The sequence below is a fragment of the Phenylobacterium sp. genome (assembly GCF_030651185.1).
Taxonomy (GTDB): Bacteria; Pseudomonadota; Alphaproteobacteria; order Caulobacterales; family Caulobacteraceae; genus Phenylobacterium.
On sequence record NZ_JAUSCJ010000035.1, the window covers coordinates 17,219 to 40,939 of the forward strand.

22 protein-coding genes are annotated in these 23,721 nt (G+C 68.9%); 11 read left to right on the forward strand and 11 right to left on the reverse strand.

Going from position 1 to position 23,721, the window contains the following annotated elements; all coding sequences use genetic code 11:
• Nucleotides 1-46: 46 nt before the first annotated feature.
• Complete coding sequence (locus tag Q7J39_RS17130) at nt 47-1,900, forward strand: LysM peptidoglycan-binding domain-containing protein (protein ID WP_304827970.1); 1,854 nt, start codon at nt 47-49, stop codon at nt 1,898-1,900.
• Nucleotides 1,901-1,941: 41 nt separating this feature from the next.
• On the opposite strand, the gene Q7J39_RS17135 is transcribed toward Q7J39_RS17130, so the two are convergent.
• Complete coding sequence (locus Q7J39_RS17135) at nt 1,942-2,781, reverse strand: ATP-binding protein (RefSeq protein ID WP_304827973.1); 840 nt, start codon at nt 2,779-2,781, stop codon at nt 1,942-1,944.
• A gap of 117 nt (nt 2,782-2,898) precedes the next feature.
• On the opposite strand from Q7J39_RS17135, the gene yajC reads away from it, so the two are divergent.
• The 6 genes from yajC (at nt 2,899) to Q7J39_RS17165 (ending at nt 7,696) form a co-directional block, all read left to right on the forward strand.
• On the forward strand, nt 2,899-3,249 hold the full coding sequence (gene yajC, locus Q7J39_RS17140) for a preprotein translocase subunit YajC (protein ID WP_304827976.1): 351 nt from the start codon (nt 2,899-2,901) through the stop codon (nt 3,247-3,249).
• 11 nt (nt 3,250-3,260) lie between these two features.
• The gene (gene secD / locus Q7J39_RS17145; RefSeq protein WP_304827984.1) at nt 3,261-4,859 is read left to right on the forward strand and encodes a protein translocase subunit SecD; all 1,599 of its coding nucleotides are present in this window, start codon (nt 3,261-3,263) and stop codon (nt 4,857-4,859) included.
• Between the two features lie 12 nt (nt 4,860-4,871).
• Nucleotides 4,872-5,843 (forward strand): protein translocase subunit SecF, encoded by a 972-nt coding sequence (gene secF, locus Q7J39_RS17150; protein WP_304827987.1) that lies wholly within the window; start codon nt 4,872-4,874, stop codon nt 5,841-5,843.
• Nucleotides 5,844-5,845: 2 nt separating this feature from the next.
• A complete protein-coding gene (locus Q7J39_RS17155; protein WP_304827991.1) occupies nt 5,846-6,205 on the forward strand; it encodes an Mth938-like domain-containing protein in 360 nt (119 codons plus the stop codon).
• A gap of 119 nt (nt 6,206-6,324) precedes the next feature.
• Nucleotides 6,325-6,930: a urate hydroxylase PuuD gene (locus Q7J39_RS17160; protein WP_304827994.1), complete on the forward strand. Its 606-nt coding sequence runs from the start codon at nt 6,325-6,327 to the stop codon at nt 6,928-6,930.
• A gap of 67 nt (nt 6,931-6,997) precedes the next feature.
• On the forward strand, nt 6,998-7,696 hold the full coding sequence (locus tag Q7J39_RS17165) for a squalene/phytoene synthase family protein (RefSeq protein WP_304827997.1): 699 nt from the start codon (nt 6,998-7,000) through the stop codon (nt 7,694-7,696).
• A 3-nt stretch (nt 7,697-7,699) separates the two neighbouring features.
• On the opposite strand, the gene trmFO is transcribed toward Q7J39_RS17165, so the two are convergent.
• Nucleotides 7,700-9,109, reverse strand: coding sequence for a methylenetetrahydrofolate--tRNA-(uracil(54)-C(5))-methyltransferase (FADH(2)-oxidizing) TrmFO (trmFO, locus tag Q7J39_RS17170; protein ID WP_304828000.1), 1,410 nt, complete (start codon nt 9,107-9,109; stop codon nt 7,700-7,702).
• A gap of 133 nt (nt 9,110-9,242) precedes the next feature.
• On the opposite strand from trmFO, the gene Q7J39_RS17175 reads away from it, so the two are divergent.
• Entirely contained in the window at nt 9,243-10,085 is an 843-nt protein-coding gene (locus Q7J39_RS17175) for a hypothetical protein (protein WP_304828003.1), read from the forward strand.
• 19 nt (nt 10,086-10,104) lie between these two features.
• Here the strand turns inward: Q7J39_RS17175 and Q7J39_RS17180 are convergent, their stop codons facing one another.
• The 6 genes from Q7J39_RS17180 to Q7J39_RS17205 form a co-directional block, all read right to left on the reverse strand.
• The gene (locus tag Q7J39_RS17180) at nt 10,105-10,716 is read right to left on the reverse strand and encodes a glutathione S-transferase family protein (protein WP_304828006.1); all 612 of its coding nucleotides are present in this window, start codon (nt 10,714-10,716) and stop codon (nt 10,105-10,107) included.
• 104 nt (nt 10,717-10,820) lie between these two features.
• Nucleotides 10,821-13,721, reverse strand: a complete 2,901-nt coding sequence (gene uvrA, locus Q7J39_RS17185) for an excinuclease ABC subunit UvrA (RefSeq protein WP_304828009.1) — start codon at nt 13,719-13,721, stop codon at nt 10,821-10,823.
• Between the two features lie 186 nt (nt 13,722-13,907).
• Nucleotides 13,908-14,717, reverse strand: coding sequence for an enoyl-CoA hydratase/isomerase family protein (locus Q7J39_RS17190; RefSeq protein WP_304828013.1), 810 nt, complete (start codon nt 14,715-14,717; stop codon nt 13,908-13,910).
• Nucleotides 14,714-15,487, reverse strand: a complete 774-nt coding sequence (locus tag Q7J39_RS17195) for an SDR family NAD(P)-dependent oxidoreductase (protein WP_304828016.1) — start codon at nt 15,485-15,487, stop codon at nt 14,714-14,716. Before Q7J39_RS17195 ends, Q7J39_RS17190 begins: the two co-directional genes overlap by 4 nt.
• A gap of 81 nt (nt 15,488-15,568) precedes the next feature.
• Entirely contained in the window at nt 15,569-16,783 is a 1,215-nt protein-coding gene (locus tag Q7J39_RS17200) for a dipeptidase (protein WP_304828021.1), read from the reverse strand.
• A 58-nt stretch (nt 16,784-16,841) separates the two neighbouring features.
• Nucleotides 16,842-17,516 carry a 2OG-Fe(II) oxygenase gene (locus Q7J39_RS17205; RefSeq protein ID WP_304828024.1) on the reverse strand — a complete coding sequence of 225 codons (675 nt, stop codon included), beginning with the start codon at nt 17,514-17,516 and terminating at the stop codon, nt 16,842-16,844.
• Nucleotides 17,517-17,692: 176 nt separating this feature from the next.
• On the opposite strand from Q7J39_RS17205, the gene Q7J39_RS17210 reads away from it, so the two are divergent.
• On the forward strand, nt 17,693-19,321 hold the full coding sequence (locus tag Q7J39_RS17210; protein WP_304828027.1) for an ABC-F family ATP-binding cassette domain-containing protein: 1,629 nt from the start codon (nt 17,693-17,695) through the stop codon (nt 19,319-19,321).
• A gap of 53 nt (nt 19,322-19,374) precedes the next feature.
• Here Q7J39_RS17210 and Q7J39_RS17215 read toward each other — a convergent pair whose 3' ends face one another.
• A complete protein-coding gene (locus Q7J39_RS17215; RefSeq protein ID WP_304828030.1) occupies nt 19,375-20,523 on the reverse strand; it encodes an MFS transporter in 1,149 nt (382 codons plus the stop codon).
• Nucleotides 20,524-20,895: 372 nt separating this feature from the next.
• Between Q7J39_RS17215 and Q7J39_RS17220 the strand changes: the two genes are divergently transcribed.
• Nucleotides 20,896-21,225: a helix-turn-helix domain-containing protein gene (locus Q7J39_RS17220; protein WP_304828033.1), complete on the forward strand. Its 330-nt coding sequence runs from the start codon at nt 20,896-20,898 to the stop codon at nt 21,223-21,225.
• An 8-nt stretch (nt 21,226-21,233) separates the two neighbouring features.
• Nucleotides 21,234-21,491, forward strand: coding sequence for a hypothetical protein (locus Q7J39_RS17225; protein WP_304828036.1), 258 nt, complete (start codon nt 21,234-21,236; stop codon nt 21,489-21,491).
• A gap of 93 nt (nt 21,492-21,584) precedes the next feature.
• Here the strand turns inward: Q7J39_RS17225 and nhaA are convergent, their stop codons facing one another.
• Both nhaA and Q7J39_RS17235 read right to left on the reverse strand, forming a co-directional pair.
• A complete protein-coding gene (nhaA, locus tag Q7J39_RS17230) occupies nt 21,585-22,769 on the reverse strand; it encodes a Na+/H+ antiporter NhaA (protein WP_304828039.1) in 1,185 nt (394 codons plus the stop codon).
• A 113-nt stretch (nt 22,770-22,882) separates the two neighbouring features.
• Entirely contained in the window at nt 22,883-23,719 is an 837-nt protein-coding gene (locus Q7J39_RS17235) for a hypothetical protein (protein ID WP_370690099.1), read from the reverse strand.
• Nucleotides 23,720-23,721 lie beyond the last annotated feature (2 nt).

Consider the following 23,721-nt stretch of genomic DNA (forward strand, 5'->3'; position numbering starts at 1 on the left):
AACTCCGACGCCTCGACTGATTCCGAACCCATAGAGCGGAGCGGCGATGACGCTTTCTTATTCCCGGACGGCCTTGATCCTGTTGGCGGCGACGTCCCTCAGCGCCTGCACGACCTATACGCCGTTCGGCGAGGACGCCCAGGTCGCGCGTCCCAACTATCCGACGCGCCTGCCGCCGCCCGGCGCCGAGACCGCGCCGGCACCCCAGGAGACGCAGGAGCAGGGACCGATGCGGCCTGGCCCCTCGACGGGTCCGGTGGAGAGCCGCCCGCTCGACCCCGTGCCCAACGGCCCGGCCTATGTGACGCCTTCGACGCCACCCTATACGCCGCCGCCGGCCTATCAGCCGCCCCCCGTCTACACCCCGCCGGTGATGCAGACCGTCACCCGGCAGACCGTGACCGGCAAGGTGGTGGAGGCCGCCGGCCCGCCCAAGAGCCATACGGTCAAGAGCGGCGACAATCTCGACGCCATCGCCCGTTCCATGGGGACGACGCGCAAGCAACTGGCCGACGACAACGACCTGAAGGAACCCTACGTCCTGCGTCCCGGCAAGGTCCTGAAGGGGCCCTCCAGCGACGCCAAGGCCTATGTGGTCGGCTCCGGCGACACCCTCTACGCGATCGCGCGCCGCTTCTCGGTATCGGGCCCGGCCCTGGCCGACGCCAACGACATGAGCGTCGACGATCCGCTCGCCGTGGGCAAGAAGCTGATCCTGCCCGACGGCTTCAAGGACAACGGGCCGACCACCATCACCACCCGGGTCCAGGTTCCCGGCACGGGGGTGCAGGCCCCGGCCCAGGCGCCGTTCCAGCCGCAGGCTCCCACGCAGCAGCGTCCGCCGGCCTACACCCCGCCGCCCGTCGCTCAGCCGGAACCTGAGCCCGAGCCGCCCCGCACCACGACGACCAGCACCACCAAGACCTCCGTCACCGGCAAGGTGGTGGAGGTGGCCGGTCCGCCGCAGATCTACACCGTCAAGAGCGGCCAGGCCCTGGACGCCATCGCGCGCGCCATGGACACCACCCGCAAGCAGCTGGCCGACGACAACAAGCTGAAGGAACCCTACGTCCTTCACGCCGGCGACAAGTTGAAGGGTCCCAAGACCACGGTGAAGGCCTATGTGGCCGGCTCCGGCGACACGCTGGCCCTGATCGCCAAGCGCTTCAGCGTGACGCCCAAGGCCCTGGCCGCCGAGAACGGCATGAAGATCGGCGACGCCATCAAGTCCGGCCGCAAGATCACCCTGCCGGACGGCTACAAGGACAAGGGCCCGGTCAAGGAGACCGTCAGGACGACGGTCACCCTGCCGTCCGAACCGCGCCGCGATCCGACCCCGCCGCCCAGTCGGCCCGCCACCCCGCCGCCGGTCTCCCAGCCGGTGACGCCGCCGCCTTCCACCAGCAACTACAGCCGGCCGACGACCCCGACGCCCAGCCGGCCGACGCCGCCGCCGAGCGTCAGCTCCAGCCCGCTCTCCGACAGCCAGGTCACCGCCCAGGGACGCGGCCGGTTCAACTGGCCGCTGCGGGGCGACATCATCTCGGAGTTCGGTCCGAAGGGGACGGGCCAGCGCAACGACGGCCTGAACATCCGCGCCACCGCCGGCGAAGCCGTGCGCGCCGCCGCCAGCGGCGATGTGGTCTATGCCGGCGACCAGGTCCCCGGCTTCGGCAACCTGGTGCTGATCAAGCATGCCGACGGCTGGGTGACGGCCTATGGGCACCTCGCCCGGGTCGACGTGAAGATGCAGCAGAAGGTGGTCCAGGGTCAGCAGATCGGCCAGGCCGGCGCCAGCGGGGGCGTTGCCGAATCCCAGCTGCACTTCGAGGTCCGCTACGCCTCGGCGCCGAGCGAACGCGCCCGGCCCATCGATCCGAAGCTGGTCCTGGGACGGTGATTCACCTCCTCTCCCCGTTCAGGGGGAGAGGAAAAGGACGCCTACATCGGCAGGCTCTTGCCCAGTTCGCCGGCCAGATCCCGGATGAACTGCCAGGCGACGCGGCCCGAGCGGCCGCCGCGTAGCTGCGCCCATTGCAGGGCGCGGCGTTCCAGATCGGCGATGATCAGGCCGTGGGCGCGGGCGTAGCTGGTGACGGCTTCAAGATAGGTCGCCTGGTCCATCGGGGGGAAACCGACCCAGAGGCCGAAGCGGTCGGAGACGCTGACCTCCTCCTCGGCGTCCTCGGCGGTGGCGATCAGGCCGCGGTCCTCGGCGTGACCGCGGGGCATCAGGTGCCGCCGGTTCGAGGTGGCGACGAACAGGACGTTGGCGGGCGGACCCGAAACCCCGCCCTCGAGGGCCGATTTCAGCGCCTTGGCCGCTGCCGCCCCCTCCTCGAAGGAGAGGTCGTCGCACAGCACCAGGAATCGCTCGCGACGTTCGCGCAGGGTGTCGAACAGGGCGGGCAGGGCGGTCACTTCATCGCGATCCACCTCCACCAGCTTCAGATCGGCGGCGTCCTGGGCGACCGCCATGAAGGCCGCCTTGGTGAGCGAGCTCTTGCCGGTGCCGCGCACCCCCCAGAGCAGGACGTGGTTGGCCGGCAGGCCCGCCTTGAACCGCTGCAGGTTCTCCAGGAAGCGGGCTTTCTGCTGGTCCACACCGATCAGGGCCGCCAGCGGCAGGGCGTAGTCCGGCGCCGGATGGAAGCTGTGGGTGGCCGGATCGTGCCGGAAAAGCCGCGCGCCGTCGAAGACCGGCGGGACGCGGGCCGGGGGCGCCAGACGCTCCAGGGCGGCGGCGATGCGTTCGAGAACGGGTTTCAGGTCTGAATCCATGGCGTTGGTGCTTAGCGGGCCTGCCGTTCCATTGCAAAACCGAGGGCGAACGCATAGCTTCCGCCGACTTGAAAACGGGCGGCGTTCGCCGGCCCGACGACGGACTTCGGAGAGACCATGTTCGCCACCCCCGCCTTCGCCCAGACCGCAGGCGCCGCCGCCGGCGGCGGCCCGACGGAAATGCTGATGCAGTTCCTGCCGCTCATCGGTCTGGTCGTGCTGTTCTACTTCCTGATGATCCGCCCGCAGCAGCAGCGGATGAAAGCGCATCAGGCGATGATCTCCAACGTGAAGCGCAACGACACCGTGGTGCTCAACTCCGGCATCATCGGCAAGATCGTGCGCGTCGAGGACAAGGAAGTCGGCGTCGAGATCGCCCAGGGCGTCAACGTCAAGGTGGTCAAGTCGATGATCTCCGACGTCCGGGTCAAGGGCGAGCCCGCCCCGGCCAACGATTCCAAGGCCTGAGAGCCTCATAGATGATCGCTCCGTCGCGCTGGAGGACGATCGCCGTCCTGTTGTCGGTGATCTTCGGTCTCCTGTTCAGCCTGCCGAACGTGCTTCCCCAGAAGACGCTCGACAGCCTGCCGGGCTTTGTCCCGAAGCAGAAACTGAACCTGGGTCTGGATCTCCAGGGGGGGTCGCACCTGCTGCTGGAGGTCGACACCAAGGCCCTACGCGCCGAGAAGCTGACCAACCTCGTCGAGGACGTCCGCACCACCCTGCGCGAAGACAAGATCGCGTTCACCGACCTGGGTCAGGTGGAGGGCGCGGTCTCCGTGCGGATCACCGATCCGGCGCAGCTGACCGCCGCCACCAACCTCCTGCGCCGGACCGTGGGGGCGCCCCTGGCCGCCGCCGCCAGCGGCCGCGACGTGACCATCAGCTCCGCCGACGACCAGCGCATCCGCGTCGTCTTCTCCGAGCAGGCCCTGGTCGCCGAGGCCGGCAAGGCGGTGGATCAGTCCATCGAGATCATCCGCCGCCGCATCGACGAACTGGGCACCAAGGAGCCTGACATCCGCCGCCAGGGCGTCGACCGGATCGTCGTCCAGGCGCCGGGCGAGAGCGACCCGGAAAAGCTCAAGAACATCATCGGCCAGACCGCCAAGCTCACCTTCCAGATGGTGGACGACAGCGTCTCGCCGGAGGAGGCCGCGGCGGGCCGCATTCCGCCGGGTTCCCAGCTCCTGCCCAACGAGGAGGGCGGCGCGATCCTCATCAAGAAGCGCGCCCTGGTGACCGGCGAGATGCTCACCGACGCCCACCAGGGCTTCGACGGCCAGAGCGGCGAGGCGGTGGTCAATTTCCGCTTCAACGGTCAGGGCTCGCGGCGCTTCGGCGACGCCACGGCCCAGAACCTGGGCAAGCGCTTCGCCATCGTCCTGGACAACAAGGTCATCTCCGCGCCGGTCATCCAGAGCGCCATCACCGGAGGCTCCGGCCAGATCAGCGGAAACTTCACCGTCGAGAGCGCCAACAACCTGGCCATCCTGCTGCGGGCCGGCGCCTTGCCGGCGCCGCTCAATGTCGAGCAGCAGCAGACCGTCGGGGCCGAACTGGGGGCCGATGCGGTGCAGGCCGGCAAGATTTCCACCGCGGTGGGCTTCATCGCCATCCTGGTCTTCATGCTGCTGTCCTATGGCTGGCTGTTTGGCGGGATCTCCGTCATCGCCCTGCTGGTCAACGGCCTGCTCATTGTCGCCACCCTGTCGGTAACCCAGGCGACCCTCACCCTGCCTGGCATCGCGGGCCTGATCCTGACCCTTGCCGTCGCGGTCGACGCCAACGTGCTGATCTATGAACGCATGCGCGACGAGGTGCGGGCAGGACGTCAGGTCCTCTCGGCCATGGACGCAGGCTTCTCGCGCGCCATGACCACCATCATCGACGCCAACGTGACCACGATCCTGGCGGCGCTGATCATGTTCCAGTTCGGTTCCGGACCCGTCCGCGGCTTCGCCTGGACCCTATCCATCGGCGTCCTGACCTCGGTCTTCACCGCTGTGGTGGTGACGCAATTCCTGCTGTCGATCTGGTTCCGCCGGGTGCGGCCCAAGACCCTGCCGATCGTTTAGGGAGACGCCGACATGTCCAAGTACTGGCCTCTCATCAAGGTGCTCCCGATCAAGACGAACTTCCGGTTCGTCGCCTTCTCCCGTCTCGCGGCGATCGTCTCGGCGGTCGCGGTCGTGGTGTCCCTCGGCTTCACGCTGTTCCCCTTCGAGCCACCCTGCGCGGGCTTGTCCTGCGGGATCGACTTCAAGGGCGGGACCCTGCTGGAAATCTCCACGGCCCCCAAGGCGGTGGACCTTGGCCTGGCGCGCGCCACCCTGGAGGCGCAGAATCTCGGCGACGTCCAGGTCCAGGCCTTCGGCGAGCCGACCACCGCCATGATCCGCTTCCAGACGCCTGACGGTCTCCAGCCCGCGGTGGCGGTGGACAAGGTCAAGGCGGCCCTCGTCGAGGCCCTCGGCCCCGTCACCTTCCAGCGCGCCGACGTCGTGGGTCCCAAGGTCTCCGGCGAGCTCTTCCAGAGCGGCCTCCTCGCCCTGGGTCTCGCGATCGGCCTGATGCTGCTCTACATCTGGTTCCGCTTCGAGCTGCAGTTCGGGGTCGGCGCGGTCGTGGGCCTGTTTCACGACGTGATCCTGACCTTTGGACTGATCGCCATCTTCAAGCTGGAGTTCAGCCTCACCACCATCGCCGCCATCCTGACCATCATCGGCTACTCGATGAACGACACCGTGGTGGTCTTCGACCGGCTGCGGGAGAACCTGCGCAAGTACAAGTCCATGCCCCTGGGCGAGGTGATCGACCTGTCGATCAACGAGACGCTCTCGCGTACCGTCATCACCGGTCTCACCGCCGTCCTGGCGTTGGGCGGGCTGGCCATATTCGGCGGGCCGACCCTGTTGGCCTTCTCCCTGATCATGATCTTCGGCATCGTCGTCGGCACCTATTCGTCCATCTACGTGGCCGCGCCGGTGATCCTGCTGTGGGGCGTGAAGCGCGGTGACGAGCTGGCCGAGCCCCTGAAGTCGGCCAACGCGCGGCCTTAAATATGGCCCGCGACGCCCCCTCCATCGACGCCTATGGCGACGGCGGGTTCCGGCTGTCGGGGGTGCGCCATGAAGGCTCGGTGCTCATCGTTCAGGATCAGGCCCATCCCTGGCCGGTGACCCGCGTCGCCGATCTGACACCTGAGAGCCTGTCGGCGGTTCTGGGCGCCGGCGCCCGGGAGGTGGAGTTCGTGCTGTTGGGCATGGGGGCCGCCAACGCCCTCCCGCCAAGGGCGCTGCGCGAGGCGCTCTCCAAGGCCGCCATCGGCCTGGAGTTCATGGACACGCCCACCGCGGCGCGGATGTACAACGTGCTCACCGCCGAAGGCCGCCGCCTGGCCGCGGCCTTGATCGCCATCTAGCGACCGGCTCAGACTCCCCGTCGGAGAGGCTCCAGAGAGGCTCAGTCCCCGGCGGCTTCCCGCCTCGGCGGAAACCCCCTATAGCTGACGGTCAGGGCAGGAATCGTAGAGGCATACCCATGGCTGGACTACTCGCAAATCTTCGCAACACCATCCTCGTGAGCAGCGTGCTCGCATTGATCATCATCGCTGGCTATTTCAGCCATTACGGCTCAGCCGACGCCATCTTCTTCCAGGGGCTGTTCCGCTTCATCCACGTTCTCTGCGGCATCATGTGGATCGGCCTGCTGTACTACTTCAACTTCGTCCAGATCCCGCAGATGGCCAAGATTCCGGCCGAGCTGAAGCCCGCGGTCTCCAAGTTTATCGCCCCCGAGGCGCTGTTCTGGTTCCGTTGGGCCGCGCTGCTCACCTGGGTGGCGGGCGTGATCCTGGCCTTCAACCGCGGCTATCTGGTGGAAGCCTTCACCCTCGGCGCGACCGAGGGCTTCTCCAATGTCGGCCACATCTTCATCGGCATGGGCATGTGGCTCGCCACGGTGATGTTCATCAACGTCTGGGCCTTCATCTGGCCCAACCAGAAGATCGCGCTGGGCATCGTGGAAGCCGACGCCGACGCCAAGGCCAAGGCCGGCCGCACGGCGATGCTGTTCTCGCGGACCAACACGCTGCTGTCGATCCCGATGCTGGTCACCATGACCATGAGCCAGACCATCTTCGGCTAGGGCTTCGGCTCCATTACAGTCGGAAGGCCCGCCCCAACCGGCGGGCCTTTTGCATTTTACGGTCATCATGTCTGAAGACGACGCCCACGATCCGAACGACCTCGACGCCCTGGTGGGCCGCGTCGATCCCGACCGCTGGCTGTCCAGCCGGTTCATCGGCGATGCGGAGGCCCGCGCCGACGTCATCGCCCTCTACGCCTTCGATCATGAGCTGGCGCGCGCGCCCCGCGTCGCGTCCACCCCGCTGATGGGCGAGATCCGCCTGACCTGGTGGAACGAGGTGCTGGACGAGGTGTTCGAGGGCCGCCCGGTGCGCAAGCATCCCACGGCCCTGGCGCTGGCCGCGGCCATCGGCCGCCACGGCCTGGCGCGGCCTCGCCTGGAGGCGATGATCGACGCCCGCTACCGCGAGCTCAGCGCCGAGCCGATGAAGCTGGGGGAGGCGTTGGAGTGGGCCGATGGCACGGCAGGCAACGCCGCGATCCTGGCCGCCCGGATGCTCGATCCCGCGGCCGATGAGGCCAAGGCCCTGGCCGGCGGCCGCGCCTGGGCCATCGGACGGCTGATCGGCACGGCGGGCTTGGCCGGGCCCGATGTCGGTCCGATCCTCGACCGTGCGCTCCGGGACGCCGCAGGCCTATCGGTGGCGGCGTTCCCGGCGGTCGCCCACGCCACCCTGGCCCGTATCCGCGCCAAGGGCCGCAAGCCTTCCGAACTGGAGGCCCGCCTGCGCCTCTTCCTAGCCGTGGCGCGGGGCAAGGTCTGACCCCTACTCGGCGGCGATCTTTGCGCCACCTGTGACCCAGGCCTCCAGGTCGGCCAGAGCGCGCTCGCCCACCGCCAGCTTCTTGCCGCGGGTCTTTTCCTTGGCGCCCAGGCGGCGTCCGGCCTCGTCGCGCTTGGCGATGCCTTCGACGGGGGGCAGCAGGCCGTAGTTGATGTTCATCGGCTGGAAGCTGCCCTTGCCGCCCTCCAGGTGGCCGCCGGTGATGTGGCCCACCAGGGCCCCGAGCGCCGTCGTGGCCGGTGGGGCCTCGATGGGCGCGCCCAGGCGCTCGGCGGCGGCCAGGCGACCGGCCAGCAGGCCCATGGCCGCGCTCTCCACATAACCCTCGACCCCGGTCACCTGACCAGCGAACCGCAGGCGCGGCTGAAGCTTCAGACGCAGCTGGTCGTCCAGCAGCTTGGGGCTGTTGAGGAAGGTGTTGCGGTGCAGGCCGCCGAGCCGCGCGAACACCGCCTTCTCCAGGCCGGGGATGGTGCGGAAGATATCGCTCTGCGCGCCGTGCTTCAGCTTGGTCTGGAAGCCCACCATGTTCCAGAGTGTGCCCAGAGCGTTGTCCTGGCGCAGCTGGACGATGGCGTAGGCCTTCTCCTGGGGATTGTGCTCGTTGGTCAGGCCCACCGGCTTCATGGGGCCGTGGCGCAGGGTCTCGCGGCCCCGCTCGGCCATCACCTCGATGGGCAGGCAGCCGTCGAAATAGGGGACGTTCTCCCACTCCTTGAACTCGCTCTTCGGCCCCTCCAGCAGGGCGTCGATGAAGGCCTCGTACTGGGCCTTGTCCAACGGGCAGTTGATGTAGGCCGCGGCGTCGCCGCCGGGGCCTTCCTTGTCGTAGCGCGACTGGCGCCAGGCCACGCCCATGTCGATGGAGTCGAAGTTCACGATGGGGGCGATGGCGTCGAAGAACGACAGCTCCCCCTCGCCGGTCAGGGACAGGATCGCTTCGGACAGCGCCGGGGAGGTGAGGGGGCCGGTGGCGACGATCACGCTGTCCCACTCAGGCGGAGGCAGGCCGGCGACTTCCTCGCGCGCGATGCTGACGTTGGGATGGGCCTCAAGCCTGGCGGTGACCGCCTGGGAGAAACCGTCGCGGTCGACGGCCAGGGCGCCGCCGGCGGGCACCTGGTGGGCGTCGCCGCAGGACATGATGATGGAGTCCAGGCGGCGCATCTCGGCGTGCAGCAGGCCCACGGCGTTGGCGGTCCAGTCGTCGGCCCGGAAGGAGTTGGAACAGACCAGCTCGGCCAGGCCGTCGGTGTGGTGCGCGTCGGTGCCGCGCACTGGGCGCATCTCGTGCAGGATCACCGGCACGCCGGCCTGGGCGATCTGCCAGGTGGCTTCCGAACCGGCGAGGCCGCCGCCGATCACGTGGACTGGGTCAATCTGGGTGCTCATGCGTGGCTAAGTAGCAACGATTGGCGCGGATCGCGAGCGAGGCCTTGCGGCCCGGGAGCCGCAACCGCAAAGATCGCAGCCAAAGGGGCGGCTGACTCGTTTGGTCTATCAGACGGACGGCCAGAGGACAGACATGACCAAGTTTTCGCCGAGCGAGTCGGCGCTGGAAGGCTTCAGAATCACGCGCGAACGGCCAGGCACGATCCTGGCCTGGAGCCTGGTCTACTTCCTGGGGATCATGGTGATCGCGGTGATCATGGTCGTGGCCCTGGGCCCGGACTTCATCACCTTCCTCAAGAGCGGCAACCAGGGCGCCGGCGATGCGGCCGCCTATGGCGCGATGTTCAAGCAGCACCTGCCGGCCTTCCTGCTGGTCATGGTGATGGCCGTCGTCCTGACCTCGATTCTGATGGGCGGCATCTACCGGCTTGCGCTGCGGCCGTCCGAGAAGGGCTTCGCGCATCTGCGCCTGGGGCCAGACGAGCTGCGGCTGACCCTGGTCAATCTGATTCTGTTCTCCCTGGGGCTCGCCTTCCTGCTCGTGGGGCTTACCGCGGCCACCGTGGGTGGGCCGCTGGGGATCCTGGTCAGTCTGGGTGTGACGGGCGGGATGATCTGGGCGGGGGTTCGCCTGTTGCTGGCCACGCCGATGACCTTCGCTGAACACCGCATCGCCATCACCGACTCCTGGCGTCTGACCAAGGGCCACTTCTGGAGCCTGTTTGGCATGACCATCCTGGCCATCATCTTCTATGTGATGGTCTGGCTGCTGTTCTCCATCATCAGCGCCGCCACCGTGGCCCTGGCCGGCGGCAACGAGGCCATCGCCAATCCGGGCAATCTCGCGCCGCTGGCCATCGTGGCCTTCATCGCCACTCTGATGGTGCAGCTGCTGCTGCCGATCCTGCAGGTGGTGATGATCTATTCGCCGCTGGCCGAGGCCTATCGCGAACTGACGGGCGCTCCGCGGGGCTGAGCCCCACGGAGCGATCGCATCAGGCGGCTGCGCTGGGACGCGCCGTGACCCGGTCATGCCAGGCCTTGAGGTGCGTAAACTCCGGATCCATCGGCAGGCCGATCCATTCGGCGAAGTCGACGGTGGAGAGCAGGCAGATGTCGGCCATGGTGTAGGTGTCGCCCACCACGAACTGGTGACCGGCCAGCTCGCGATCCAGATACTTCTGCGCGCCTTTGTAGGTCTCGGCGTTGGACTCGCCGAAATCCTTGAACTGGGTCAGCAAGGCCGCGGTGCGCGGGTGAGCGTGGCGCCAGTACATGCCGACCGGCGTCATGACGGCGAATTCGACGCGGCGGACCCACTGGTCGACTAGGGCCTTCTCGACCGCCGTGGTGCCGAACAGCGGCGGCTCGGGGTTGGTTTCTTCCAGATAGCGGCAGATGGCGACGGTCTCGGAGATCGTCGTGCCGTCGTCCAGCTCCAGCGCGGGGAGCTGGCCCATGGAGTTCTTGGCGCGGAATTCCGGGCTCTTGTGCTCGCGCTTCATCATGTTGACCGGAGTCTCGGGCAGGTCGATGCCCTTCTCGGCCAGGAAGATGCGCACGCGGCGGGGATTGGGGGCCGGGTTGGGCGCGCCGTACAGCTTCATAGGGTCGACTCCAATGCTCAAAACAATGGAGCCGACGCTATTTCAAACGACTGTTTGAGGGAAGCGCTTCTACGCCCTCCCCATGAAGGCGAGGGAGGATTTCGCTACGCGTTCACCAGCTTCTTTACACGGGCCTTGCGGCGATCCTCGTGGCGCTTGAGGATTTCGGCGAGGTAGCGGCCGGTCCAACTCTTGGAATTGGCGGCCACCTGTTCCGGGGTGCCCTGGGCCACGATCTCGCCGCCGCCGTCGCCGCCCTCGGGACCGAAGTCGACGATCCAGTCGGCGGTCTTCACCACGTCGAGATTGTGCTCGATGACCACCATGGTGTTGCCCTGGTCGGCCAGCTCGTGAAGCACCTCCAGCAGCTTCTTCACGTCCTCGAAGTGCAGGCCCGTGGTGGGCTCATCGAGAATGTAGAGGGTCTTGCCGGTGGCCTTGCGCGACAGCTCCTTGGACAGCTTGACCCGCTGGGCCTCGCCGCCGGAGAGGGTGGTGGCCGACTGGCCGACCTGGACATAGCCCAGGCCCACCTTCTTCAGGGTCTCCATCTTGTCGCGCACGGGCGGCACCGCCTTGAAGAAGTCGGCGGCCTCCTCGACGGTCATGTCCAGGACGTCGGAGATCGACTTGCCCTTGAACAGCACCTCCAGGGTTTCGCGGTTGTAGCGCTTGCCGTGGCAGACATCGCAGGTGACGTAGACGTCGGGCAGGAAGTGCATCTCGATCTTGATCAGCCCGTCGCCCTGGCAGGCCTCGCAGCGGCCGCCCTTGACGTTGAAGCTGAACCGGCCCGGCCCGTAGCCGCGGGCCTTGGACTCCGGCAGGCCGGCGAACCAGTCGCGGATCGGCTGGAAGGCGCCGGTATAGGTGGCCGGGTTGGAACGCGGCGTGCGGCCGATCGGGCTCTGGTCGATGTCGATGACCTTGTCGAACATCTCCAGCCCCTCGATGCGATCGTGGGGGGCGGGCGCGTCCGAGGCGTTGTGCAGCCGGCGGGCCGCGGCCTTGTACAGGGTCTCGATGGTGAAGGTGGACTTGCCGCCCCCCGACACCCCGGTGATGCAGGTGAAGGTCCCGGCCGGGATCTCGGCCGTCACGTTCTTCAGATTGTTGCCGGTGGCGCCCACGACCCGCAGCACCTTCTTCTTGGAGATCGGGCGGCGGTCCTGGGGCACCTCGATCTCGCGGGCGCCCGACAGGTACTGGCCGGTGATGCTCTTGGGGTTGGCCATCACCTGGGCGGCGGTGCCCTCGGCGATGATCTCGCCGCCGTGGATTCCGGCGGCCGGGCCCATGTCGATGACGTAGTCGGCGGTCATGATCGCCTCCTCGTCATGCTCCACCACCAGCACCGAGTTGCCGAGGTCGCGCAGGCCCTTGAGGCTGGTGAGCAGGCGGGTGTTGTCGCGCTGGTGCAGGCCGATGCTGGGCTCGTCCAGCACGTAGAGCACACCGGTCAGCCCTGAGCCGATCTGGCTGGCCAGGCGGATGCGCTGGCTCTCGCCGCCCGACAGCGTGCCCGAGGCGCGGCTGAGGTTCAGATAGTCCAGGCCGACGTTCACCAGGAACCGCAGGCGATCATTGATCTCCTTCAGGATCCGCCGCGCGATCTCCATCTGCTTGTCGGTGAGGCTGGTCTCCAGGCCGGTGAACCATTCCTCGGCATGGCGGATCGACAGCCGTGAGACCTGGCCGACATGCTGGCCGGCGATCTTCACCGCCAGGCTCTCCGGCTTCAGACGATAGCCTTCGCAGGCCTCGCAGGGCGTCTCGGACTGATAGCGGCCCAACTCCTCACGCACCCAGGATGAGTCGGTCTCCCGCCAGCGGCGCTCCAGATTGGGCAGCACGCCCTCGAAGGTCTTGTTGACCTCGTATTTCCGGGCGTTGTCGTCATAGACGAACTTGATCTTGTCGGTCCCCGATCCGTAGAGGACCACCTTCTTGGCCTGGTCGGGCAGCTTGTAGAACGGCTCGTCCATCGAGAAGCCATAGTGCCGCGACAGGGCCTGCAGGGTCTGGGTGTAGAGGGGCGAGGGGCCCTTGGACCACGGCGCGATGGCCCCCTTGTGCAGGGACTTGTCCTTGTCGGGCACGATGGTGTCGGCGTCGAAGGCCAGCTTCATCCCCAGGCCGTCGCAGACCGGGCAGGCGCCGTAGGGGTTGTTGAAGGAGAACAGCCGCGGCTCGATCTCGCTGATGGTGAAGCCGGAGACCGGGCAGGCGAACTTCTCGGAGAACAGCAGGCGCCGCGGCTCGGTCTCGCCCTCGGCCTTGTCGGCCCATTCGGCCACGGCGATGCCCTCGGCCAGCTTCAGGGCGGTCTCGAGGCTGTCGGCGTAGCGGCCCTCGAGGCCGGCCTTGGTCACCAGCCGGTCCACCACGATGTCGATGTCGTGCTTGAACTTCTTGTCCAGGACGGGCGCGTCCTCGATGGGGAAGAACTCGCCGTCGATCTTCAGCCGCTGGAAGCCGGCCCTCTGCCACTCGGCGATCTCCTTGCGGTACTCGCCCTTGCGGCCGCGCACCACCGGCGCCAGCAGATAGAGCCGCTCGCCCTCGGGCAGGGCGGTTAGCTTGTCGACCATCATGGAGACGGTCTGGCTCTCGATCGGCAGGCCGGTGGCCGGTGAATAGGGCACGCCGACGCGCGCCCACAGCAGGCGCATGTAGTCGTGGATCTCGGTGACCGTGCCGACCGTCGAGCGCGGATTGCGGCTGGTGGTCTTCTGCTCGATGGAGATGGCCGGCGACAGGCCCTCGATCAGGTCCACGTCCGGCTTGGACATCAGCTCCAGAAACTGGCGCGCATAGGCCGACAGGCTCTCGACATAACGGCGCTGGCCCTCGGCGTAGATGGTGTCGAAGGCGAGCGAACTCTTGCCCGACCCCGACAGGCCGGTCAGCACGACAAGCTCGCCCCGCGGAATGTCCACGTTGACGTTCTTCAGATTGTGCTCACGCGCGCCGCGCACGCGGATGAAGTTCAGCTGTTCGGCCATGTTGTCCTGAAACGCTCTTCACCCGCCGAGGGTCTCGACGGGACCGCTTAATGTAGTGAACGGACTCACGGATAACATGGGAACAATGCGGGAACAAATGTCGCATGGACACCTGTTCCCACCTCCCGCCCGCCGTGGTCGCGCGCGGACTCTAACGCGCCAACTGCCAGAATCTGTCAGCAGGGATCAGGCTTCGCGTTTCTCGTAGACCGGCGGGCGTTTTTCCAGGAAGGCACGGACGCCCTCGCCGAAGTCGTCGTCCTGGGCGCAGAGGATCTGGTTGCGGTCCTCCATGGCGATCACCGCCTCCAGGCCATTGGCGTCGATGGCGTGGTTCAGCGCCTCCTTGGTGAGCCGCAGGCCCAGCGGCGTGGCGTTGAGCATGTCGGCGGCGAAGGCCGCGCCTTCGGCTTCCAGGGCCTCGGGCGCGACGACGCGGCTGATCAGGCCCAGCTGATAGGCCCGCTCGGCCTCGATGAAGCGGCCGGTCAGCATGTACTCGGCGGCCACCGAGCTGCCGACCATGCGGGGCAGGAAATAGCTGACCCCGATATCGCAGGCCGACAGCCCGATGCGGATGAAGGCGGCGTTCATGCGCGTCCGCGGGGTCGCCAGCCGCACATCGGAGGCTAGCGCCAGGGCGAAGCCGCCGCCGCTGGCCGCGCCGTCGACACAGGCGATGATCGGTTGTGGGCAGCGGCGCATGGCGATGACGATCTCACTGATCTGCCGCTGGCCGGTGAGGCTCGCCCCCACCGAGCGTTTGCCGCCCTCGTTGGAGCCGGCGCGCTCCTTCAGGTCCAGCCCCGCGCAGAAGGCCCCGCCCGCGCCGGCCAGCACCACGACGCGGACATCCCGCCGCCAGTAGAGGCCGACGAAGAAGTCGCGCAGTTCCTCCACCAGCTTGCGGTTCAAGGCGTTCAGCCGCTCGGGCCGGTTCATGGTGGCCCAGATGACATCGCCCTCGACGCGGAGGTCCAGGTGTTCGTAGGTCATCGGGTCTGACCCCCGTCCACCGGCACCACGGCGCCATGCACGAAGCTGGCCTGGGGGCTGAGCAGGAAGGCGGCCGCCGCGCCGATCTCCTCGGGCCTGCCGAACCGCTTCATCGGCACCTCGCGCTCCAGCCAGCGGGTCCAGGCCGCGGCGCGGGGGCCGTTGGCGCGCTGTTCCCAGTCGCCGCCGGGGAAGACGATGTTGCCGGGCGCGATGGCGTTGACCCGCACCCCGGTGGCGCCGGTGATGTGGGCCAGTTCCTTGGTCAGGTGGTTCATCGCCGCCTTGGCGGTGCCGTAGGTCAGCGGCGTGCCCAACGCGCCCAGGCCCGCGATGGAGCTGATGAACAGGATCGCGCCCTCGCCGCGCGGCGCCATCATCCGGTAGGCGCCCCGCGCCAGCCGCCAGGCCGAGCCCAGGTTCTGCGAGAAGCCGGCGTCCCAGGTGTCGTCGTCCACCTCAGTCCCGGGCGGGCAAGGGTGCAGGCCCACATTGGCCACCGCGCCAAAGATGGGCCCGAGCGCCGCCTCCGCCCCGGCCAGGGCCTTCTCGATGACAGCGGTGTCGCGCATGTCGCCGGACATGGCCCAGAGCTTGTCCTCGCCGTACTGGGCCGCGAGCCGGGCGCGGGTCTCTTCCAGCGCCTCGGCGCCGCGGGCGGTGATCGCCACCTTGGCGCCCTCCGCCAGACAGGCCTCCACGATCCCCAGTCCGATGCCGCGGCTGGCGCCGGCCACGAAGATGGTCTTGTCCTTGAGGCCGAGGTCCATGCGCGTCTCCCTTTGCGGCCGATCCAACGCCGGCCTGTGAGGGCAATCTGGACGCCTGGTCCCCGCGTCAGGCAAGCCCCGCTATTTGGCGGTGCGGGCGTCGGCGGCCGCCTTCAGGACCCGCAGGGCGTTGCCGCCCCAGACCTTGGCGACGTCGTCCTTGGAATAGCCGGCGGCGATCAGGCGTTCGGTGATCTTCGGGTAGTCGGTGACGTCCTCCAGGCCGGCGATGCCGCCACCGCCGTCGAAGTCGCCGGAGACCCCGACATGGTCGATGCCGGCCACCTGAATGGCGTGCAGCATGTGCTTCATGAAGTCGTCGAGATTGGCGCGGGGCACGGGCCACTTGGCGTCGATGGCCTTGCGGCCGTCGAGGAAGGCCTTGCGCTGGGCCGGCGTCATGTCGCGGCCGCCGACGCCGATGGACTTCATCAGCTCGGCCATGGCGGCGTCGCGCTCGGGGATCTTGGGCGAGGCGACCATGTAGTTGGAGAAGGCGTTGATCTGGATCACCCCGCCCTTGGCGGCCAGCGCCTTCAGCCGGTTGTCATCGATGTTGCGGGGGTGGTCGAAGATGGCGTCCAGGCCTGAGTGGGACAGGATCAGCGGGGTGGTGGAGAGCGCCAGCATCTGGTCCAGGACCTCGTCCGACGCATGGCTGGCGTCCAGCACCACCCCCAGCCGGTTGGCCTCGGCGACGAAGGCTTTTCCCTTGGGGCTCAGGCCGTTCCACTCCTTGCCCTTGGGGTCGGTGGAGGAGTCGCCCAGGTCGTTGTTGAGGAAGTGGATGGGCCCCATCATGCGGACGCCGAGCACATAAAACGTCTGCATCAGGGTGAGGTCGGCCTCCACCGGCTGGCTGTTCTCCATGCTGATAAAGACCACCTTCTTGCCCGCCGCGAGGATGGGGGCGGCCTCTTCGGCCTTGGTGGCCAGCGCGAATTTCGCGCCGTGCTTGGCCACCATTTCGTGGATCTCGACGGCCCGCAGCAGGGCCGCGTCGCGGGCCTTGGCGTCCCCCTCGGGGGTGCGGGCGCCCTGCGGGGTGAAGATGGCGAAGAAGCCGCCGTCGACCCCGCCGTCCACCATGCGCGGATAGTCCACCTGGCTGCCGTCGGCCTCCACCGAGTGGCGGTCCAGCATGTCCCAGCCGGGGCGGTGGAAGTTGGCCGGGGTGTCGAAGTGGGTGTCCAGGACGATGGCCGCCTTGTGGGCCTCGGCGGCGGGGGTGGCCGACAGCGCGGGCAGGGCGCAGGAGGCCCACAGGATCGCGAGCGAAACGGTCAAACGGTGCAAGGCGGAACTCCCCAACTGAAGGCCTGAGCCTTGGCCGTTCCGAGCCTCAAGGCAAGGCTCAAGCCGCGTCGTGGAAGATGATCCCCAGCGTATGGCGCTGACCGCTGCGCAGGCGGCTGACGCCGTGGCGCATGCTCACGCGATAGGCGCCGCGGGTCCCCTGGACCGGGCGATGGTGGACGGCGAAGGCCACGGCGTCGCCTTGGCGCAGGGGCACGACCTCGGCGCGGGACTGCATGCGAGGCCGTTGTTCCGTCAGGACAAATTCGCCGCCGGTGAAGTCCTCGCCGGGCTCCGACAGCAGGACGGCCACCTGCAGGGGGAAGACGTGCTCGCCATAGAGGTCCTGGTGCAGGCAGTTGTAATCGCCCGGCCCATACTGGAGCAGCAGCGGGGTGGGGCGAACCTGGCCGGCGGCGTGGCAGCGGGAGAGGTATGCCTTGTGCTGCAAGGGGTAGCGGACGTCGACGCCCATCGTCTCGTTCCAGCGGTTGGCGATCTCCACCAGCTGGGGATAGAGGGCCTCGCGAAGGGCCTGGACCGGGCCTGGCAGGGGGTAGCTGAAGTAGCGGTACTCGCCCTGGCCGAAGCCGTGGCGGCCCATGACCACCCGGCTACGGAAGCCCTGCTCGGCGGCGTAGAGGGTGGCCAGGTCGCGGCAGGCGGCCGGGGTCAGGAGGCCGGGGAGGACGGCGCAGCCGTAGCGGTCGAGGTCGGACATGTCGGTGGTCATGGAGGGAGGAGTCGGGCCATTCCGCCGCCCGCTCAAGGGGGCGCGGGGATGCCGGGTCCGGATTGCGCGAGGTGGGCCTGCGGCCTATCCTGGTGGCCTCAGAAGGAGCCTGACGACCATGCGCACGCCGACGGAACGCCGCCTCGTCCCGAACGCCCATGCCCCCAAGGTCGCCCATGCCCGCCCATCTGACCCTCGAGCGTCTCTCGTACGCAACGCCTGACCGCGTAAGCCTTTTCGACAATCTGAACCTCGCCTTCGGGGCCGAACGCACCGGCCTCGTCGGGCGCAATGGCGTGGGCAAGACCACGCTGTTGCGGCTGATCACCGGCGAGCTGGCGCCGGTGTCAGGGTCCGTGGTGGTCCGAGGGCGGATCGGGGTGCTGCGCCAGGCGATGAGCCCGCCGGCGGGCGCCACGGTCGCTGACCTGCTTGGCGTCAGGGCCGACATTGACCGACAGGTGCGCATCGAGGCGTCGCGCGGTTCGGAGGACGACTTCGACAACGCCTTGTGGGACCTGGATTCCCGCATCGCGCAGGCCCTGGCGGCGGTGGGCCTGGCCGGCCAACATGTGGACCGCGACGCCGCCACCCTGAGCGGCGGGGAGGCGACGCGACTGGCGCTGGCCGCCCTGCTGATCGCCGAACCTGACCTGATCGCGCTGGACGAACCCACCAACAACCTCGACGCCGAGGCCCGGGCGATGGTGGCCCGCGTGCTGCGCGGCTGGAAGGGCGGCGCCATCGTGGTCAGCCACGACCGCGCCCTGCTGCGGGAGATGGACCGCATCGTCGAACTGTCGAGCCTGGGCGCCAGGGTCTATGGCGGCGATTACGACCTCTATCTGGAGCGCAAGGCGCAGGAGGAAGCCGCCGCCGATCAGGACCTGGCCAGCGCCGAGCGAACGGTAGCCCGCGTCGCTCGCGAGGCGCAGGGGGCGCGGGAGAAGAAGGCGCGGCGCGACGCGGCCGGCAAGCGCTTCGCCGCCTCGGGCAGCGCCCCGAAGATCCTGCTGGGGGCCATGGCCGAGCGGGCGGAAAACTCCGGGGCCCGCGAGGGGCGGCTGGCGGAGAAGCTGGCCGAGCAGGCCGGCGCCGAGCTGGCGCAGGCGCAGGGCAGGGTGGAGCGGCTGCGGCGGCTGGCCTTTGACCTGCCGCCCTCGGGGCTGGCGGCGGGCAAGGGGGTGCTGGCCTTCGAGGACGTGAGCTTCGCCCATCCCGGCGGGCCCAGGCTGGCCTTCGATTTGCGGATGACCGGGCCTGAGCGGGTGGCGGTGACCGGGCCCAACGGGGCGGGCAAGACGACGCTGATCCGGCTGGCGGTGGGCGAGCTTGAGCCGGCCTCGGGGCGGGTGACGCTCGGGGTGCGGGCGGCGCTGCTGGACCAGAAGACGGCGATGCTGCGGGACGACGAGACCCTGGTGGCGGCCTTCCGGCGGCTCAATCCCACCGCGGGCGACAATGCCGCTCGCGCCGCCCTGGCGCGGTTCCTGTTCCGCAATGTGGCCGGCGACAAGCGCGTCGGGAGCCTGAGCGGCGGCGAGCGGCTGCGAGCGGCCCTGGCCTGCGTGCTGTGCGCGGAGGCCTCGCCGCAGCTGCTGATCCTGGACGAGCCCAGCAACCACCTGGACCTCGACTCGCTGGCGGCAATAGAGGCCGCGCTGCGGGGCTATGACGGGGCGATCCTGGTGGTGAGCCACGACCGGGATTTCCTCGAGGCGATCGGGATGGAGCGGGAGGTGGTGCTTCAGATTCCGCCGTCATCCCGGGCGACCGCAGGGAGACCCGGGACCCGGGGGGATTGATCTCGGCCCCTGGGTCCGGGCTCTCCGCTTCGCTGCGGCCGGGATGACGATTGTTATGAGGCCACTCTCAACCCTCCAAAATACCGCCACAGCAGGGCGAATCCCGCCGCCACGGCGGGCAGGGCCAGCAGGATGGGGACGCTCATCGGGGTCCCCAGGCTGATCAGGGCCGCGGCGGTCACGCAGGCTCCGGCGCAGCCGATATCCCAGCCGCCCTCGGTGGCCATGTGGAAGCGGAAGGGGCAGGGCGAAGCCTTGGCGAGGGTGTAGGCTGCGGCGCCCAGGGGCGGCAGCAGCAGGGGCATGAGCACTGCGCCCAGCGCGTGGGCCGCCACCGCCAGCCACGGGGTCGGCAGGCTGCCGGCGCGGGCGATCACCAGGGCCGCGGCCACGGAATAGGCGATCAGCACGGCGCGCCGTCCGCCGCCGCCGTCCACATGGCGGCCGACCCAGAGGCCGAAGCAGGCCCCAACCAGGCCGGCCAGGGCCATAGCCCCACCATAGGCGGCGATGCTTTCGCCCAGCGACAGGAACAGGGCGATCTCCCAGACGAAGAAGTAGCAGGCGTCGAACCAGCCATCGATGGCGATCAGGGCGAAGGCCAGCCGCGAGGCGCGCAGGGCGCCGGGCGCGTGGGGGATCACCGCCATGTTGGGCAGGGCCAGCAGCGGCAGGACGGCAAGCGCCTGGATCACCGCGATGCCGGCGAAGGCCCAGCGCGGTCCCAGCGTCAGCAGGGCCCAGGTCCCCAGCAGCGGGGAGGCGATGCTGAGCACGGCGATGAAGGCCTCGCGGGCCGCCACCTGGTGGCCGCGGTGCTCGTCGTCGCCGAGCATGGCGAAATAGGTGTTGTAGGCCAGCCAATAGCTGAGCTCCGCCACCGCCGTGACCGCCAGCAGGGCGATGAGAGCCGCGTCGATCCCGCGCACCTCCGCCAGCAGGGGGAAGCGCAGGGCCATCATCAAGGCGCCCCCGATCAGCAGCGGCTTGAGCCCGAACCGCTTGGCCAGCGGCAGCATGAGGGGCCGCAGGACGAAGCGGCCGGTGACGATGGCCGCCTGGGCCAGCAGGGCGTGGGGGACCGAGACGCCGGCCTTCAGCATCAGGACGAAGAAGAAGATGCTCCCCGCGCCCTGGGCCAAGGCCTGGACGCCGGAATGCAGGTTGACGCGATTGATCGCGTCATTGCGCAAAAATGCCATGGGTTACCGTAGGGGCGAGATCTGTGAGTACGGGCCGCGCGGTGTGGCGCGGCGTGTGCGGTGGGGCGTTCAGCCCGCGATGCAGCCGGTACTCATATCTCGAGGTCTTCCCTTTGGTGGGGGGCAAGGTGGCTGAGCGAACGCCGGTTGGCAAGGACCGTTTACCTTCTCCCCTTGCGGGAGAAGGTGGCCCTGCGGAGCAGGGTCGGATGAGGGGTCGATAGGCCTATCGGACTAGGGCGGTTGGGAAATGCGCTGAGAGGGGAGCGCGACCCCTCATCCGACCGGTCGCTGACCGGCCACCTTCTCCCGCAAGGGGAGAAGGTTCTTTGAGCGCTTGACTCCCTGACATGCGTCAGATAATTCTTACACATGAAATCGACGCCACCCCCTGCCGGAGACCTGCTGCTGACCCAGCTGTCGGCGCTGGCCAATCCGCATCGGTTGCGCATTGTCGCGGCCCTGCACGGGGGCGGGCGGCAGTATGTGAGCCGGCTGGCCCGGGAGATCGGCATCAGCCGGCCGCTGCTGCACCTGCACCTGGCCAAGCTGGAGGAGGCCGGCCTGGTCAACAGCCAGCTGGAGCTGTCGGCCGACGGCAAGGCGCTGAACTATTTCGAGGCGTCTGATTTCGCTCTGACCCTGACCCCGGCGGCCATCGCCATCGCGGCGGCCAGCCTGACCCCTAAATCCGAGACCTGAGAGAAGCCATGGAAACCCCCGTCTATTTCGCCAGCCTCGGCCTGATCTTCGCCACCATCCTGGCGGTGTTCGCGATGCGCTATTTCGCCAGCGTCGCCCAGGCCCGCGCCCGGCTGACCGAGGACAACGCCTATCGGCTGATCGCCGAGCGCGCGGTCTCGACCCAGGCTGAGACCGCCACGGCGCTGGACTCGATGTCGGCCACCCTGCTGGACGTCCGCACCCGTCTGGCCTCGGTGGAGAAGATGCTCAAGGACGTCGGCTGATGCGGCTGGCCGACCTGCTGGTCCACCTGGCGCTGGGCGGGCAGGTGTGGGTGAGCGCTGACGCCCCCTGGCTGCGCGGGCTGGTGGACCTGGCTATGGCGCTTCGCTGCCCCTGCTGAGGGCAGGCGCCTTGCGCAGGATGGCCCAGCCCAGGCCCGCCGACAGCAGCGACCCGGCCAGGACCCCCAGCTTGGTGGCCTCCTGCAGCTCCGGGCTCTTGAAGGCCAGCAGGCCGATGAACAGGCTCATGGTGAAGCCGATGCCGCACAGCACCGCCACGCCATAGACCTGCCGCCAGGTGGCCCGCGCCGGCCGCTCGGCAAGGCCCAGGCGCACCAGCAGCCAGACCGAGCCGAAGACGCCCACCTGCTTGCCCAGGAACAGGCCCGCCGCCACGCCGAGCGGCACGGGCGCCAGCAGGGCGCTGAAGCTGAGGCCCGCGAAGGAGACCCCGGCGTTGGCGAAGCCGAAGATCGGCACCACCAGGAAGGCGACCCAGGGCTGGATGGCGTGTTCCAGCCGGTGCAGGGGGGAATGGGCGTCGTCCGGCACGGCCAGGCTGCGCCGCAGCGGAATGGTCAGGGCCAGCGCCACCCCGGCCAGGGTGGCGTGGACGCCCGACTGCAGGGTCAGCCACCAGAGGACGGCGCCGACCACCAGATAGGGGGTGAGCGCCGTAACCTTCAGGCGGTTCATGGCGACCAGGGCGGCCAGGGCCACGCCGGCCCCGGCCAGGGCCCACATCGCCAGGTCGGAGGTGTAGAAGAAGGCGATGATCAGCACGGCGCCCAGGTCATCGATGATCGCCAGGGCGGTGAGGAACACCTTCAGCGAGACCGGCACCCGCTTGCCCAGCAGGGACAGGATGCCCAGCGCAAAGGCGATGTCGGTGGCCGCCGGGATGGCCCAGCCGTGCATCGTCACCGGATCGCCGCCCTGGAAGGCCAGATAGACCACGGCCGGGACCAGCATGCCGCCGGCCGCCGCGACGCCGGGCAGGATGCGCCGCGGCCAGGTGGAGAGCTCGCCGTCCACCACCTCGCGCTTGATCTCCAGGCCCACCAGCAGGAAGAACACCGCCATCAGGCCGTCATTGATCCAGTGCAGCACGTCCAGCCCGGCAACCGCGGTGTGCAGGGTGGCGAAATAGGCCTCGGCCAGCGGCGAATTGGCCACCACCAGGGCCAGGGCCGCGACCCCCATCAGGATCAGTCCCCCGGCCGCCTCGCTCTTGAAGAAGGCGCGCAGGACGGAGGGGGGGCGGCGGCTCGAGGTCATGGCGGATTCGCGATGTGGATGTCGCGGCTTGAATAGCAGGCTGGGCGGGCGTGCGCGCGGGCAAGCGGCGCGGGGCGGTGAACACCTCGTGAGGGGGCCTCGAACCTCGCGGCCTACTTCCCCACCACCCGCATCGCCAGGATCTCGCGGGTGCGCCGCGTGATGCCGTAGAGCATGCCGGGCTGGCTTTCGTCCCAGTCGATGGCCTGGCCCTCGGCGTCCATGCCGATCGTGGCGGTGTGGTCCAGGACCCCGCCGCCGGCCGGCAGGGCCATGACATAGAGTTCGGGGTGGTCGTGGCCGCTCAGATAGAGGCGGCCGTCGGGGCCCCAGCCGCCGCCGGAGACGCTCATCGGGGCGACCCGGGCCAGGACGGTGGCGGGTAGGGCCCAGGCCTCAAGCCTGCGCCACTGGTCGTCGAACTTCACCAGGGTGGTGTGGCGGTGGTCGCGCGGCGGCTCGCCGCCCCGGCCGTCATAGTTGGCGAACATCGCCCACCAGGCGCCGTCGTGGCGGTCGATCCAGGTGATGGAGCCCGTGCCGAGGCCCAGCGAGACGCTGCGGCGGTGGGCCAGGGTCTGGGGATCGAAGATCTCCACCGTGCTGACCTGGGGCGTGGCCGGGAAGTTGGAGCTGGCGCAGACCAGGTCCCGGGCGATCACCGCGCACGAATTGATGTGCGGGAAGCGGGCCTTGTCGCCGGTCCATGCCGCGCGTTGTTCACCGGTGGCCTTGTCGTAGCGGACCAGGCGGAAGTTGCTGACCGCGTAGATGTCCCGGGGCCCCACCGCCGCGCCCTGGGTGGCGGTGCTGGCGTAGCGCCGCACGGTCGGGGCCTGGGAGGCGAAGGCCGGGGCGGGCGCCTCGGCCGCCTGCGGAGCCGCCGCCGCCGCTGGATCGGCGAGGGCGGCGGCCAGGGAGGCCAGGCCGGCGAACAGAGCGGTCAGCATCA